Raw genomic sequence first — 12,815 nt, forward strand, 5'->3', positions numbered from 1 at the left:
TGAGTAGTTTGGAGCGGCCACTCTAATCCAGGCATCAAGGCCCTGACATTGTCCCCCAGAGCTTTCTCGTCAGTACCGTAAGGAGCCGCTCCATCGAGACAATTCACCGGAAAGTGGGGTAAGCGGATTAAATGGTTGATCTTACCTTTGCATGAGAGTGAGACAGACCGGCATCTCATCGGATTATCTGGTTGATGCTTCACCTACTGCTGGTGCATGTTTCCTTCGCTAATTCCAGCAAGAACCCCACACGCCTCAACTTCCCGGTCATCGTTGCAACTCGCTCTCAGTGAAACGAGTTGTTTCTCAAGCGCTTGCAGAGCGGTTATCTGCGACCGCACATGAGAGATGTGATCATCGAGCAAGGCGTTGACGGCGGTACAAGGCTGATGAGGGTCGTCCTCATAGCTCTGTAGTTCGTGAATCTCAGCCAGTGACAGGCCCAGGATTCTGCAGCGACGGATGAAGGCCAGCCCCTCACCATGCTTCTCGGTATAGACACGGTAACCGTTGTCCTGCCGATCAGGCGGCGGCAACAAGCCCTGCTGTTCATAGAAGCGGATCGTCTGTGTTTCGACCCCTACCAACTGCGCCAACTGACCAATGCGCATCAGCCTCCTCCCCAACGGATTCTTTACTCTATTGACCTTATAGTAGCTTTATAGTTTTAAATGGTACCACAACATTGTTCAAGTGGAGTCGTATCATGAGCAAATCCTGTGGTGGCGCCTGTGGCGGTGATGCAACGTCCGCAGCGGATACCGATATACAGGCCTCCTCCGAGGCGCCAGGGAGATGGGTCAGTGTTTATGCCGTGCCGAAGATGGACTGTCCATCAGAAGAACGAATGATTCGCCTAGCCCTGAACGGCTTTGAGGAGATTCGGGCGCTGTCCTTCGACTTGTCGAACCGCCGGCTGAAGGTCGTGCATGACGGCGAGGTCGAGCCCGTCACCTCGAAACTGAAGACCTTGGGCTAGGCGCCTCGCTTCAGGAAACCGTCGCTGCAAATCCGGAGACCATCAAGGCCGCCGAGTTTTCGGCAGCTTCTGCTAAGCAAGAATCCGGGACCCTGCGCTGGTTGCTCGGCATCAATGCACTTCTGTTCGTGGTGGAAATGACTGCCGGTCTGATCGCCCGGTCCACCGGCCTGATTGGAGAATCCCTGGACAATTTTGCCGATGCGGCGGTGTACGGGCTTGCCCTTTATGCGGTTGGACATAGCGTGAAAATGCAGGTACGTGCCGCGCATCTTGCTGGTGTACTGCAACTGATCTTGGCTGTGGGCGTGCTCGTAGAGGTGGTGAGACGCTTTGTATTCGGTAGTGAGCCTGAATCGCTGGTGATGATGGCTATCGCATTCGTCGCATTGATTGCCAATACCAGTTGTCTGCTGCTCATATCCAAACATCGGGAAGGCGGGGCGCACATGAAGGCAAGCTGGATATTCTCGGCCAACGACGTGGTGATCAACCTGGGGGTCATCACCGCCGGCGCCCTGGTCGCGTGGACCGGTTCCAATTATCCGGATCTGATTATCGGCACCATCGCGGGGGCATTGTACTTAACGGTGCCAGACGCATTTTGGCGTTGAAGGGTTAAATAATGCTCATTATTGGCAAAAAGCTCTCGCCGTATGCCCTATTGTCCATATCGGGCCTGCTGGCAGCGTCTGATCAGGCTGTAAAGTGGCTGGTGCAGCAATCAATGGCCTATGGCGAGTATGTTTCGGTGACCCCGTTCTTTAACTGGGTGCACCTATGGAACACCGGTGCCGCATTCAGTCTTTTTGCGAATGGTGGAGGCTGGCAGCGCTACTTTTTTATCGGAATCGCGGTAGTGGTCTCGATTTTTCTGATCAAGCTGATCCTTGAAAATCGTCATAAAGGAGAAGCCATCGCTTACAGTCTTATCCTCGGTGGCGCCATGGGCAACCTGATTGACCGGGTCTTTCGCGGCTATGTTGTGGATTCCTTTGATTTCTATTGGCGAGACTGGCATTGGCCGGCCTTCAACCTGGCTGATATTGCAATTGTCCTCGGTGCCTTACTTTTCGTTTCCAGCAGCTTGTTGGGTAAAAAAGCAAACACCAATGCCGAGTCGGATGGATCTGACTGACACCTACGCCTATACAACACCATGACCGAACTTCCCGACAACATCCTTCACCTGCCGCAATACCAAGTACTGGGCTGCAAATCAACCGACGACGAAATGCACTTCCAGGTGGACGTGCCCGATCCCATCGCCTGCGAGGAATGCGGCGTGCAGGGTGAGTTCGTACGGTTCGGCAAGCGTGACGTTCCCTATCGTGATCTGCCCATCCACGGCAAGCGGGTCACTCTCTGGGTGGTCCGCCGCCGATACACCTGCCGGGCCTGCAAGACAACATTCAGGCCCCAGCTACCGGAGATGGTGGACGGATTCCGTATGACACTGCGGCTGCATGAGTACGTGGAGAAGGAATCCTTCAACCACCCCTACACCTTTGTGGCGGCACAGACCGGCCTGGACGAGAAGACGGTGCGCGACATCTTCAACGCCCGCGCCGAGTTCCTGGGGCGCTGGCACCGCTTCGAGACGCCCCGCATCCTGGGCATTGACGAGCTATACCTGAACAAGCGCTACCGCTGCATTCTGACCAACATTGAGGAGCGAACCCTGCTCGACCTGCTGGCCACCGCCGCCAGGACGTGGTGACCAACTACCTGATGAAGCTGAAAGACCGGCAGAAGGTCGAGATCGTCAGCATGGACATGTGGAACCCCTACCGGGCAGCGGTCAAGGCTGTGCTGCCCCAGGCCCGTATCGTGGTCGATAAGTTCCATGTGGTGCGCATGGCCAACGATGCCCTAGAGAGAGTGCGCAAGGGCCTCAGAAAGGAGCTGAAACCGTCCCAGAGCCGGACTCTCAAGGGAGACCGGAAAATCCTGCTGAAACGCGCTCACGAAGTCTCAGACCGGGAGCGCCTCATCATGGAGACCTGGACAGGCGCGTTCCCGCAACTGCTGGCCGCCTACGAGCACAAGGAGCGCTTCTACGGCATCTGGGACGCCACCACACGGCTCCAGGCAGAAGCCGCCCTGGACGAGTGGATAGCCACCATCCCGAAGGGCCAAAAGGAAGTCTGGAGCGATCTGGTCAGGGCAGTGGGAAACTGGCGCGAAGAGACCATGACCTACTTCGAGACGGACATGCCCGTCACCAACGCTTACACGGAGTCCATCAACCGACTGGCCAAGGACAAGAACCGTGAAGGGCGCGGTTACTCCTTCGAGGTGATGCGGGCACGAATGCTCTACACCACGAAGCACAAGAAGAAGGGGTATACGGATTTAATGGTTGATGGGGCACCTTTACCCCACCAACCTGATACCATTATCAGATGGTTGATAGATCGACTCCGTAGTTGAGTTCCTCTGCGAAGTCCGGCAGTCCGTAACCGATGGTTTTCTTGTAGAAAGGAGAGACCTTCGCAGTCGGTGCCTTCTTCTTGTGCTTCGTGGTGTAGAGCATTCGTGCCCGCATCACCTCGAAGGAGTAACCGCGCCCTTCACGGTTCTTGTCCTTGGCCAGTCGGTTGATGGACTCCGTGTAAGCGTTGGTGACGGGCATGTCCGTCTCGAAGTAGGTCATGGTCTCTTCGCGCCAGTTTCCCACTGCCCTGACCAGATCGCTCCAGACTTCCTTTTGGCCCTTCGGGATGGTGGCTATCCACTCGTCCAGGGCGGCTTCTGCCTGGAGCCGTGTGGTGGCGTCCCAGATGCCGTAGAAGCGCTCCTTGTGCTCGTAGGCGGCCAGCAGTTGCGGGAACGCGCCTGTCCAGGTCTCCATGATGAGGCGCTCCCGGTCTGAGACTTCGTGAGCGCGTTTCAGCAGGATTTTCCGGTCTCCCTTGAGAGTCCGGCTCTGGGACGGTTTCAGCTCCTTTCTGAGGCCCTTGCGCACTCTCTCTAGGGCATCGTTGGCCATGCGCACCACATGGAACTTATCGACCACGATACGGGCCTGGGGCAGCACAGCCTTGACCGCTGCCCGGTAGGGGTTCCACATGTCCATGCTGACGATCTCGACCTTCTGCCGGTCTTTCAGCTTCATCAGGTAGTTGGTCACCACGTCCTGGCGGCGGGTGGCCAGCAGGTCGAGCAGGGTTCGCTCCTCAATGTTGGTCAGAATGCAGCGGTAGCGCTTGTTCAGGTATAGCTCGTCAATGCCCAGGATGCGGGGCGTCTCGAAGCGGTGCCAGCGCCCCAGGAACTCGGCGCGGGCGTTGAAGATGTCGCGCACCGTCTTCTCGTCCAGGCCGGTCTGTGCCGCCACAAAGGTGTAGGGGTGGTTGAAGGATTCCTTCTCCACGTACTCATGCAGCCGCAGTGTCATACGGAATCCGTCCACCATCTCCGGTAGCTGGGGCCTGAATGTTGTCTTGCAGGCCCGGCAGGTGTATCGGCGGCGGACCACCCAGAGAGTGACCCGCTTGCCGTGGATGGGCAGATCACGATAGGGAACGTCACGCTTGCCGAACCGCACGAACTCACCCTGCACGCCGCACCCCTCGCAGGCTACTGGTGTAGGTGCTTCAAGCCGAAAATGTATGTCTTCATTCTGCTCATCAGAATCCACCAACTGGTACCCAGGAAGGCTTAACGAATTAATCATCTCCCGCCTTGATCAGAAAAACAGGTAGGTGGCGTAACCGGCAATCATCGCCATAGCAAAAATGACTGCTAAAAACGCCGCTAAAAGCTTCAGCGTGAACAAAGAGCGCAACAGAATGAGCTCAGTCAGGCTGGCTCCGGCACTGCCGATGATCAACGCTAGCACCGTCCCGGCACCCACGCCTTTGGCCATCAGAGCCGCTGCCAGAGGTATGACGGCTTCAGCGCGAATATACAACGGCACGCCGATGACAGCGGCAACTGGAATGGCAAAGGATTATCTGGGCCTGCATACTGCTCCAATAAGTCAGTGGGCATGAAACCATAGATCACGCTGCCAATCGCAATACCGATGAGCAGGTAAGGCAACACATCGATAAAGTCCGACCAAGCTTCCCGCCACACACCACTGTACTTCCCTTCTTTCTTAACCGTGACAGTGGGTTGACTGTCACAGCATTCGCTAGACGTAGAGACTGTTGTCTTCCTATCAGCCCCGCAAGAAGCCGTCTTCGGAGTGGTGTCGCAGCTGTTGGTGCCGCAACTCGATGCGGTCGATGTAGCACTGCACGGGCTTGCTGATGAACTACATCCACTGCTCTCTTGTGTCGCCGTCCGGCGCACATAACGCTCGAAGCCAAGCGTGTGAAGCAGCCATCCGGCACCTACCGCGACCACCAAAGCGGCGAGCACATAGATAGCAGTAAGTGTCCATCCAAACGTGGCAACCAGCAGGCCGACGACGATAGGATTCAGCAACGGAGATGAGAAAAGAAACACCATCATCGGCCCAAAACCGGCCCGTGCCCGAATCAACCCTTTCAACATGGGGATAGTCGAGCAACTACAGAAGGGCGTTATAGCTCCTAAACCAGCAGCAAGAAAATAGCCTCGCTTCCCACTGGAAGTCAGTAACGCTTCCACCTTGGATGGTGGGATGTGACGTTGAAGAACTCCGACCAGCAAGCTAATGCCAATGAATAAAACCGATAGCTCGATAGCGAGAAAGGCGAACATGCCTAGAGCGTCTTGGAGTTGAGATGACATTCAATATTACTCCTATATTTCTAGTATTGTCGAAATGATGTACGCAGCCTACTTGCGTTTATCCGACCTGTCAACTATAATTCTAGAAACATCGAATTATTGGGGCGTGCTATGGATCACGAAAAGGTTGCAGCCAGCTTAGCTGAGCTAGGGAATAGTCACCGACTGTCCGTGTTCCGCTTTCTGGTCAAAGCTGGCCATGATGGGGCTTCGGTCGGAGATATCCAGAAGGGGCTGGGTATTCCTGCTTCGACGCTATCACATCACCTTGCGCGCATGGCCAAGGTAGGGCTGATCCGGCAGGAGAAACATAGCCGCACGATTGTCTGTATACCCGAGTATGGGCACCTAGAGAATTTGATCGGTTTCTTACAAGAGGAATGTTGTGCAGGTGTCCGGATTGCGCATGAACCAGAACCGCTTTGACGCTTGCCCAGCTCTCGCTGTCCTCCCTAGTCAGCATCGCTATGAAGACTCAGGCGAAGGTGGAAACAGAAAATTGGCAGTAGAGTAGGCTGAAGAGGATCAATCAGATAATCCGCTGAGAAAGATTTTCTTCTTTACATCTTTGGCATTTTATCAACCAGAAATTCCGGATACCCGAAGAAGGCACCGACTGCGAAGGTCTCTCCTTTCTACAAGAAAACCATCGGTTACGGACTGCCGGACTTCGCAGAGGAACTCAACTACGGAGTCGATCTATCAACCATCTGAGGGTGGTATCAGATTGATGGGGTGAAGGTGCCCCATCAACCATTAAATCCGTATACCCGGAAAGTGGAAGCCAAAACCACCGTTGGCTATATATCTCTGAACCAAAGCAACAATACCGGCCCAAGCAACCGGCGAAATTACCTGATCTATGCGAGGAACAGGTCCGTTCTCGCGATCACTGAAGTAGTCCGTCACTTTTTCTCTCCCATACTAGAACGCTAAAAGGGCGCCCCTCTACGCACAAGGCCCCGGATTCTGAGGCCAGGGCTTGGGTACAGCGGGCTTTTTCCTCGCTGTTAGCTTGGATACGTCGCATAACAGCTTTTGTAGCGCTGAAGCAACGACTCCAGGAAAGCAGTCACGCTCGAATCGTGCTGGAGAAACGACTTCACTTGGTTTATTTCGTGCTCTTCCAGATCCGCCGTATCTTCGTCAACCGTGCCTGCCCAATCCGAAAGTACGTCCTGCCACTGCACGTCTTCCTTTTCCGATATCCCAAAGTGCTCCTCCAGCCACAAATAGGCTTCAGCTTCACCGCCGAAACCCTCTGGCCCCAGATGCGATCCATTTCAGTTGGAACTGACTCGATTAATTCTGATCTGGTTACATGTTTCATCGCTCGGTTTCCTAGATCAGCACTCAACCAATCGTGTGTATTGGAGTACGGGCTCCCCGGACTCGGAGTCGATGCCTGCAGTTGGTGAATCTGAAATGATCTTGGATGCAACCCGCTGAGAGGCGATATTGTCTGCGCCTACCACGGCTTCAACATAGAAAGACTTCGCACCGTGACGACCAAGCCCGTGACGCAACTCTTGAATACCCTGCTCAATGATCATGCCTGCCCAACCACGATTGCAGTACGCTTCGGGTACTGCATACCCCAGGTTGAAGCAAGGCACCCCGTCAATGGGTTCATGGTGGACAAAAATGGCGATCGCCTTCACTCGCCCATGTTCAATCCGAGCATATGTGTAGCGGATTACGCCATTCGGTTGGTCAAGAACAACTCTGACACCAGGACTCAACTCAGTGGGGTCAGTCGGCATACCTCGGCGAACCTCCCTTTGCAGGCTGACCAAGGCATCCATCGGATCTGCGATTCTCATAACGTCCCTCACTTCCAACACTAGATGTTGCGTTCGATAATCTGCTCAGCAACACCAGATGTAGTGCCGCCACGGTTTCCTATCTGCTTTCAACCAATTGCTGGGCTAGGTCCTGGAACGCTTGGTCCTCTGGCCCATTCCGCCTGAACGCATAAATCAATGTCAGCATAAAGTTGTAATTTCTGGCATCCATCGCACGCAGCTGAGAGCCTAAGTCGAACGGATATTCTTTGGCGTCCCACAGATGCAGTACAAGTGCTTGCAGCGGTGGTTGCTGCAAGATCGTCTTGGCATGAATGGCAAACTCGCTGGTAGATTCGATGGGCATATTGCTTTCCTTGCTCTATATGGGTCGCCGATCACCGAGCCATCACATTGTGAAGACCTTGTAAATTCGGTTCGCGTCCCAATTCATGGTGACAAATGACTTAACGTCGCCTTCTAAGAACAACGCGCCTTCAAAACTACGTTCGCTGTCGTTGGTTATGAAGAGATATATCTGATCATTTTGCTTTTCAAGACTCCAGCCAACGCTCGCTAGGTTAGCAGCCCATCGCCCTAACTCAGGAGAGCCATCAGGCAACCACATTCTTGCCGTATCGCCGCGCGTCTTTATAAAATCCCACACCGAATCAGGCGTAGCCTCTACGCCGCCAGTCATCTCAAACGTATCGTCAAACCCATCGATATATCTCACAGGGGCCTTCTTCTCTACCACCTGATCTTGATCGTCAGTGTCCTGCCATTATTAAATCTGATACCGCGCCCAAAAGTGGTCACTCTATGGTCCTCGCAATAGTTTCGTTTTCCCATCTATTCGCAATAGGGTCGGATCAGATCAGGCCAGTGCCTCAACCAGTGCTTGCGACAGGCCCCCTTCATTAGCTCCCAAATCGACAGCTTCCATAACCTGCAATCGAGCGTACTTCTCGCCATCGATGATGATCTGTCCAGCAAATGTTTGCGCTGGCCAGCGGATCAACAGGCTATGACGGTGTTTCGGTTCGTCACCCCCATCGTATTTCGAGACGACAGCTCCGGAACGCATATCTATGACAACGCTATGCAACAGCTGGGAGTGGAACTGAGGGAGAGTAGCGAGAAATTTTAGAAGGGGATGGTTCGATGAAGTCATGACTTGCTCCTTGTAATCTGATGGTAATTTTGCGTTCAGGACAATCGCAGCGCCGGTTTCCTATCTACTTACATCCAGTGACTGCCGGTGTCTTCGAACGTCATCGAGGCGGGGGCCGACTCTTTCAAAACACGGCGATCAGCTTGAAGTGCAACAACCAACGGCGGATCCGTATCGGCCTTGGGCAGTAAGCGAAATCAACGGGGTCAGGGGTTTGGTTCCCCTCATCATCAAATGGTCCGTTGAGGGCGTCACGGGCCAGTCGCACCCGATGACTCTCATCGCAGAAAGGACATTGGAAAGTGGCCCATTCAGGCCATAGTGCGTTCGTCATGGGATCATTCCTTCGATTTAGCGGACGCGAGATAGGCGCCCTTTAACTGGCTTAGCCCCGACTGGCGGGCTTGTGGGTGCAGCGATTTTCCTTATCATCGACTGATCACGATTGGCTCAGTTGCAGTCCTGCCGGCTGACAAGAATGGACATCACCAACTTGCCGTCCTTCCCGACATAGTTATATCGGTAGGATCCTCCAAGATCCAAAAATGGCCTCACCATGGCCGGCGTTGAACAAACCTGGCTGACAAGTGATGGAGCAATCGATTTCCTCACTGCGACTGGTCGAGTTCCAGAGAGGAGTACCGCGGGAATCGGTACCAATACCCCCACTCCCTACCTTTCCCTGTGACGTCGTAAAGCTGAGTATCAGCATCCACCATTTTCGGGAGACCCTGTGTTGCCCTTGGAATACCTCGGGAGAACAACTCTCGAAAAAAATCGTCCTCAGACATCCCTTTTGCGGCCAGAGCCTGACGAGTTGCTTCCGCGGAGACGCCTCCTCCAACAGCTCCACCAGCTGTGCCAGCGGCTGTTCCGAACGCCTGCCCAAGCTTTCCAGCGAATGCACTTCCTTGAGCAGCAAGCATGGCACTCAAGACCACGCAGAAACTGATTCCCCGCGGAACCCTGCTTACAAATTCACTCATTCTCATTGTCCTTCCCTGCACGACGGGTTTCCTACTTGTCTGTCTTCTGCGAGTTGCTTTGCTCGCACGCTTGAATGGCTGCGTTGGTCGCCTGGATAACCTCATCCAATCGGCGGCGAATGATCGGCAAATCGGATGCCGTCAGGGCATACCCGATAGCCAGTACCGCGCCCAGTTCCTTAGCGGCTTGTGATGCAACAGCTTCCAGTGTGCGGGGTGCTTCAAGCTGGTTCATGGTCGCGGTTTCCCTTAACTTTACTCAGCAGCGGCTAGTGCTGCGTTGTGCATGGACACAATGTAGGCAGCCAGGGCTGCGCCCCCTGAAAATGACCGATGCGCCAGCCTTCATCCTCCGAGTCGCTGACCAGGAAAATCTCATCTGCACAGTTGGACTCCCATGGCATCCTTACATCATCAGAGAGCGTGCTTAGCGGGCCTGCTTGATCAGTAGTCATCACGCGTTTTCCTCAATGATTCGGTTTTTCCTGGAGCGAGGTGGAGCACGCTTCAAGCGCTTTGCCTGTCAGCACATTCAGCTCAATCGCTCGCTCGCGAATGTCATCCAGATTATTTCTGTAGAAACCTGGCGACCCAGAACGCTGGATTGCAGGAATGGATTCGAGCCAGTGCTGCATGTCTATCAAGCGATACAACAATGCCCTCAGAGGCCCAGCGACGGCTGAGGGAAACTGTGCAAGCGAAGAAGCTGCGGCCAACAGATCTGGAATGTGCTTTTGAAAGTCGCCGTCATCGGGATCGATGTTGATAAAACCATCATCCTCGGAATATGCAGAGTCGGTTGTTTCTATAAATCGGTCTAATGACCGGTTCATTCTGAGCAACGACGGGTAGAAGTTGAGGATTAGGTTTTTCGCCTTTTCTGCATTGTCAGCTGCCTTTGCCCGTCTTTGGCTCAAGCTCGTAATAGCGGGAATTGCCACAGCAACGCAGATTGCTGCTACCGATCCTACAGCTTGGATCCAAGCTGCTTGTTCTGATGAAGAGATGCTGGTCCACCACTGGATTAACGCCATATCGAATCTCCTTTTGGAGGCTCATAATATAGTTTGACACAAAGCCCCCCGGATTCCGTGGCCTCCAGCGATGCGGCCTACCGCAGCAAACGAATTATAGTTTGACACAAGCAGATGCTTCATCGAAAAAGGCACTCTGCGGCGAATAATATAGTTTGACACAACCAGGGACGAGCTCACTTTAGGCGGACTCATCAACCCTGTAGGCCTTCAGCTCAAGCCAGCTATGCATGCTCAAGCGCTCTCGATGGACCTCCGTACCTAGGGATCTGCCGTAACATCAACGACTCGAAGCTCTAGCCGAGCCCTGTTCAAGGGATTGAGCGATAGCTAACGCTCTTAGAGCTGACGTCCAGAGGCCTACAAGGTGCAGTGAAGTCCAGCATTGAACGATAAGAGGATGTCTGAACGCTCATCATCCCGAGAACTGTGTGGAACAGATTGTCATGGCTCAACGGTGAGCTTGCCTGGGCTCTTAGACAACCGACATCGAGTCCTTCGTTCTTCGCCATCGGGTCAGACATCCAGAGCACCAATGGAACCTTGGTTTGCTCACTAGGAGCCATCGCATAGGGCAACCCATGTAGGTAGAGACCGCCCTCACCCAGCGACTCCCCGTGGTCAGAGACGTACATGAGTGCAGTGTCGAATCTAGTGTTCGCAGCGAGAATATCGATCAGCGCAGATGTCACGTAGTCGGTGTACAAAATCGAGTTATCGTAGGCGTTGACCACCTCTTGCTGCTTACATTTGTCGAGTTCATTCGTCTCGCAGACAGGCTCGAATTTCCTGAATTGCGAGGGGTAGCGCTTGTAGTAGGCAGGGCCATGGCTTCCTTTGTAGTGGAGCACTAGAACAGCATCACCCTCCAAGCTCTTGATGAAGTCCTCCATCTCAGCGAGTAGTACCCCGTCCTTGCACTCGTCACTGGTGCATAGCTGGGAGTCTGTACTGAGGGCAACCTTGCGGTTGGGGACGCGGTCACAGACCCCTTTGCATCCCGAATTGTTATCAGTCCACATGACGTTGATGCCAGCCCGCTGAAGCACGTCAAGCAACCCTTCACGACTCTTGGCTAAGCCATCTTTGTATCCATCCTTTCCGACATCGAGAAACATACACGGCAGCGAAACTGCAGTAGCTGTGCCGCAAGAACTGACGTTCGAGAAACTGATTACATTGCGCTTTTGAAGCTCTGGATTGGTCTCACGTGAGTAGCCGTTGAGAGAGAAGTTGGCAGCGCGCGCGGTCTCTCCCAGAGCCAGTACTAATAGCTTGGGCTTTCGAACTGCACCTTGACGATTTACCACTGCATCGGAACCTATGACCGTCAGTGTTTTAGGCGTGGCCAGTTGGCGTTTCAGGTACCCATGACCGGCTGCAAACAGATTGGTAGGTACCAGAATAAGTCGAATCTCTCGGTTATTTCTCAGCAAGGAGGCATACGACTGATACTGACTCAGCAGGATGCCGGAAAGGGCGACCAGCGCTAGTGAAAGGACAACAAGTCTACTGGCCAGGGCCTTCGCCCAAGGCTTTCGCCGGATGGGAACCTGGCTAATTATGTAAACGGGCAAGCCTCCTACAATGGCAACCCAAAGGAAAAGCTTCCAATTCAATAACTCGAACACTTCACCGATGTCGGTCTCCACAACGTTGGTGAACATTGTGTAGTCAATAACGATACCGTAAGTACTCATAAAGTAGCTTGCAAAAGCCGCACTAATCAGGACTAGGCACAGCAGTGGTTTGGCGAGCCGCCACCACGACAACAAGCTGAGCACTGTAAAAACCCAAGCGAACACAAGCACCGGCAGGCTGCCGGCAAGCAACCAGTTAATATCATTTTTCTTGAACACCAGCTTCCAAATCAGCGCCCAAAGCTCAGAGTTTGCGAAAGTCAGTAACCAAGCAGTTACGAAACCGACTAACAGATTAGTACTGACTCCCTCCTTCCGAGCATTACGAATAAAAAGTGCCAATTTTCCAGGCAGGGTTTTAACGTCGAATTCTGGAGGTGTCATTATCAAGCTCTGAGATGCTGCTCACCCATAGCGCTTGCTATGGAATTTACGGAGGTAACACGCAAGCCATCGACCAACACTGGACGGGCATGCGGTGTCGGGGCACCGG

The 12,815-nt window shown here is 53.7% G+C and carries 13 protein-coding genes and 2 pseudogenes; 4 read left to right on the forward strand and 11 right to left on the reverse strand.

The features are described from left to right. Positions 1 to 203 precede the first annotated feature (203 nt). Positions 204 to 611, reverse strand: coding sequence for a Cd(II)/Pb(II)-responsive transcriptional regulator (cadR, locus tag CSV86_RS16585; RefSeq protein ID WP_009403731.1), 408 nt, complete (start codon positions 609 to 611; stop codon positions 204 to 206). A 95-nt stretch (positions 612 to 706) separates the two neighbouring features. Between cadR and CSV86_RS16590 the strand changes: the two are divergent. From CSV86_RS16590 to CSV86_RS16600, 3 genes and pseudogenes are all read left to right on the forward strand, one after another. Continuing rightward, positions 707 to 1,601: pseudogene (locus CSV86_RS16590) on the forward strand (cation efflux transmembrane domain-containing protein). 3 nt (positions 1,602 to 1,604) lie between these two features. Beyond that, positions 1,605 to 2,117, forward strand: coding sequence for a signal peptidase II (gene lspA, locus CSV86_RS16595; RefSeq protein ID WP_003821921.1), 513 nt, complete (start codon positions 1,605 to 1,607; stop codon positions 2,115 to 2,117). 21 nt (positions 2,118 to 2,138) lie between these two features. Then, positions 2,139 to 3,331 (forward strand): annotated as a pseudogene (locus CSV86_RS16600) (ISL3-like element ISPpu12 family transposase); the annotation flags it as partial. Positions 3,332 to 3,380: 49 nt separating this feature from the next. On the opposite strand, the gene CSV86_RS16610 reads toward CSV86_RS16600, so the two are convergent. The 3 genes from CSV86_RS16610 to CSV86_RS16615 are packed head-to-tail and all read right to left on the reverse strand — an operon-like array spanning position 3,381 to position 5,674. Beyond that, positions 3,381 to 4,658, reverse strand: a complete 1,278-nt coding sequence (locus CSV86_RS16610; RefSeq protein ID WP_000610830.1) for an ISL3 family transposase — start codon at positions 4,656 to 4,658, stop codon at positions 3,381 to 3,383. 12 nt (positions 4,659 to 4,670) lie between these two features. Then, entirely contained in the window at positions 4,671 to 4,901 is a 231-nt protein-coding gene (locus CSV86_RS32770) for a permease (protein ID WP_311985846.1), read from the reverse strand. Further along, positions 4,850 to 5,674 carry a permease gene (locus tag CSV86_RS16615; RefSeq protein ID WP_283811596.1) on the reverse strand — a complete coding sequence of 275 codons (825 nt, stop codon included), beginning with the start codon at positions 5,672 to 5,674 and terminating at the stop codon, positions 4,850 to 4,852. Before CSV86_RS16615 ends, CSV86_RS32770 begins: the two co-directional genes overlap by 52 nt. Positions 5,675 to 5,815: 141 nt before the next feature. On the opposite strand from CSV86_RS16615, the gene CSV86_RS16620 reads away from it, so the two are divergent. Then, the gene (locus CSV86_RS16620; RefSeq protein WP_000349485.1) at positions 5,816 to 6,130 is read left to right on the forward strand and encodes an ArsR/SmtB family transcription factor; all 315 of its coding nucleotides are present in this window, start codon (positions 5,816 to 5,818) and stop codon (positions 6,128 to 6,130) included. 920 nt (positions 6,131 to 7,050) lie between these two features. Here CSV86_RS16620 and CSV86_RS16625 read toward each other — a convergent pair. The 7 genes from CSV86_RS16625 to CSV86_RS16655 all read right to left on the reverse strand — a co-directional run bounded on the left by CSV86_RS16625 (position 7,051) and on the right by CSV86_RS16655 (position 12,706). Further along, positions 7,051 to 7,509 (reverse strand): GNAT family N-acetyltransferase, encoded by a 459-nt coding sequence (locus tag CSV86_RS16625; protein ID WP_240160522.1) that lies wholly within the window; start codon positions 7,507 to 7,509, stop codon positions 7,051 to 7,053. A gap of 97 nt (positions 7,510 to 7,606) precedes the next feature. Further along, complete coding sequence (locus CSV86_RS16630) at positions 7,607 to 7,855, reverse strand: hypothetical protein (protein WP_009394956.1); 249 nt, start codon at positions 7,853 to 7,855, stop codon at positions 7,607 to 7,609. A 42-nt stretch (positions 7,856 to 7,897) separates the two neighbouring features. Beyond that, the gene (locus tag CSV86_RS16635) at positions 7,898 to 8,224 is read right to left on the reverse strand and encodes a hypothetical protein (RefSeq protein WP_170394881.1); all 327 of its coding nucleotides are present in this window, start codon (positions 8,222 to 8,224) and stop codon (positions 7,898 to 7,900) included. Between the two features lie 141 nt (positions 8,225 to 8,365). Then, positions 8,366 to 8,662: a hypothetical protein gene (locus CSV86_RS16640; RefSeq protein WP_009394961.1), complete on the reverse strand. Its 297-nt coding sequence runs from the start codon at positions 8,660 to 8,662 to the stop codon at positions 8,366 to 8,368. Positions 8,663 to 9,679: 1,017 nt separating this feature from the next. Next, positions 9,680 to 9,883, reverse strand: coding sequence for a hypothetical protein (locus CSV86_RS16645; RefSeq protein ID WP_009394964.1), 204 nt, complete (start codon positions 9,881 to 9,883; stop codon positions 9,680 to 9,682). A gap of 232 nt (positions 9,884 to 10,115) precedes the next feature. Further along, a complete protein-coding gene (locus CSV86_RS16650; RefSeq protein ID WP_009394968.1) occupies positions 10,116 to 10,682 on the reverse strand; it encodes a type II secretion system protein M in 567 nt (188 codons plus the stop codon). Between the two features lie 311 nt (positions 10,683 to 10,993). After that, a complete protein-coding gene (locus CSV86_RS16655) occupies positions 10,994 to 12,706 on the reverse strand; it encodes a phosphoethanolamine transferase (RefSeq protein ID WP_043860449.1) in 1,713 nt (570 codons plus the stop codon). Between the last annotated feature and the right edge of the window lie 109 nt (positions 12,707 to 12,815).

The organism is Pseudomonas bharatica CSV86 (assembly GCF_000319305.2).
Classification (GTDB): domain Bacteria; phylum Pseudomonadota; class Gammaproteobacteria; order Pseudomonadales; family Pseudomonadaceae; genus Aquipseudomonas; species Aquipseudomonas bharatica.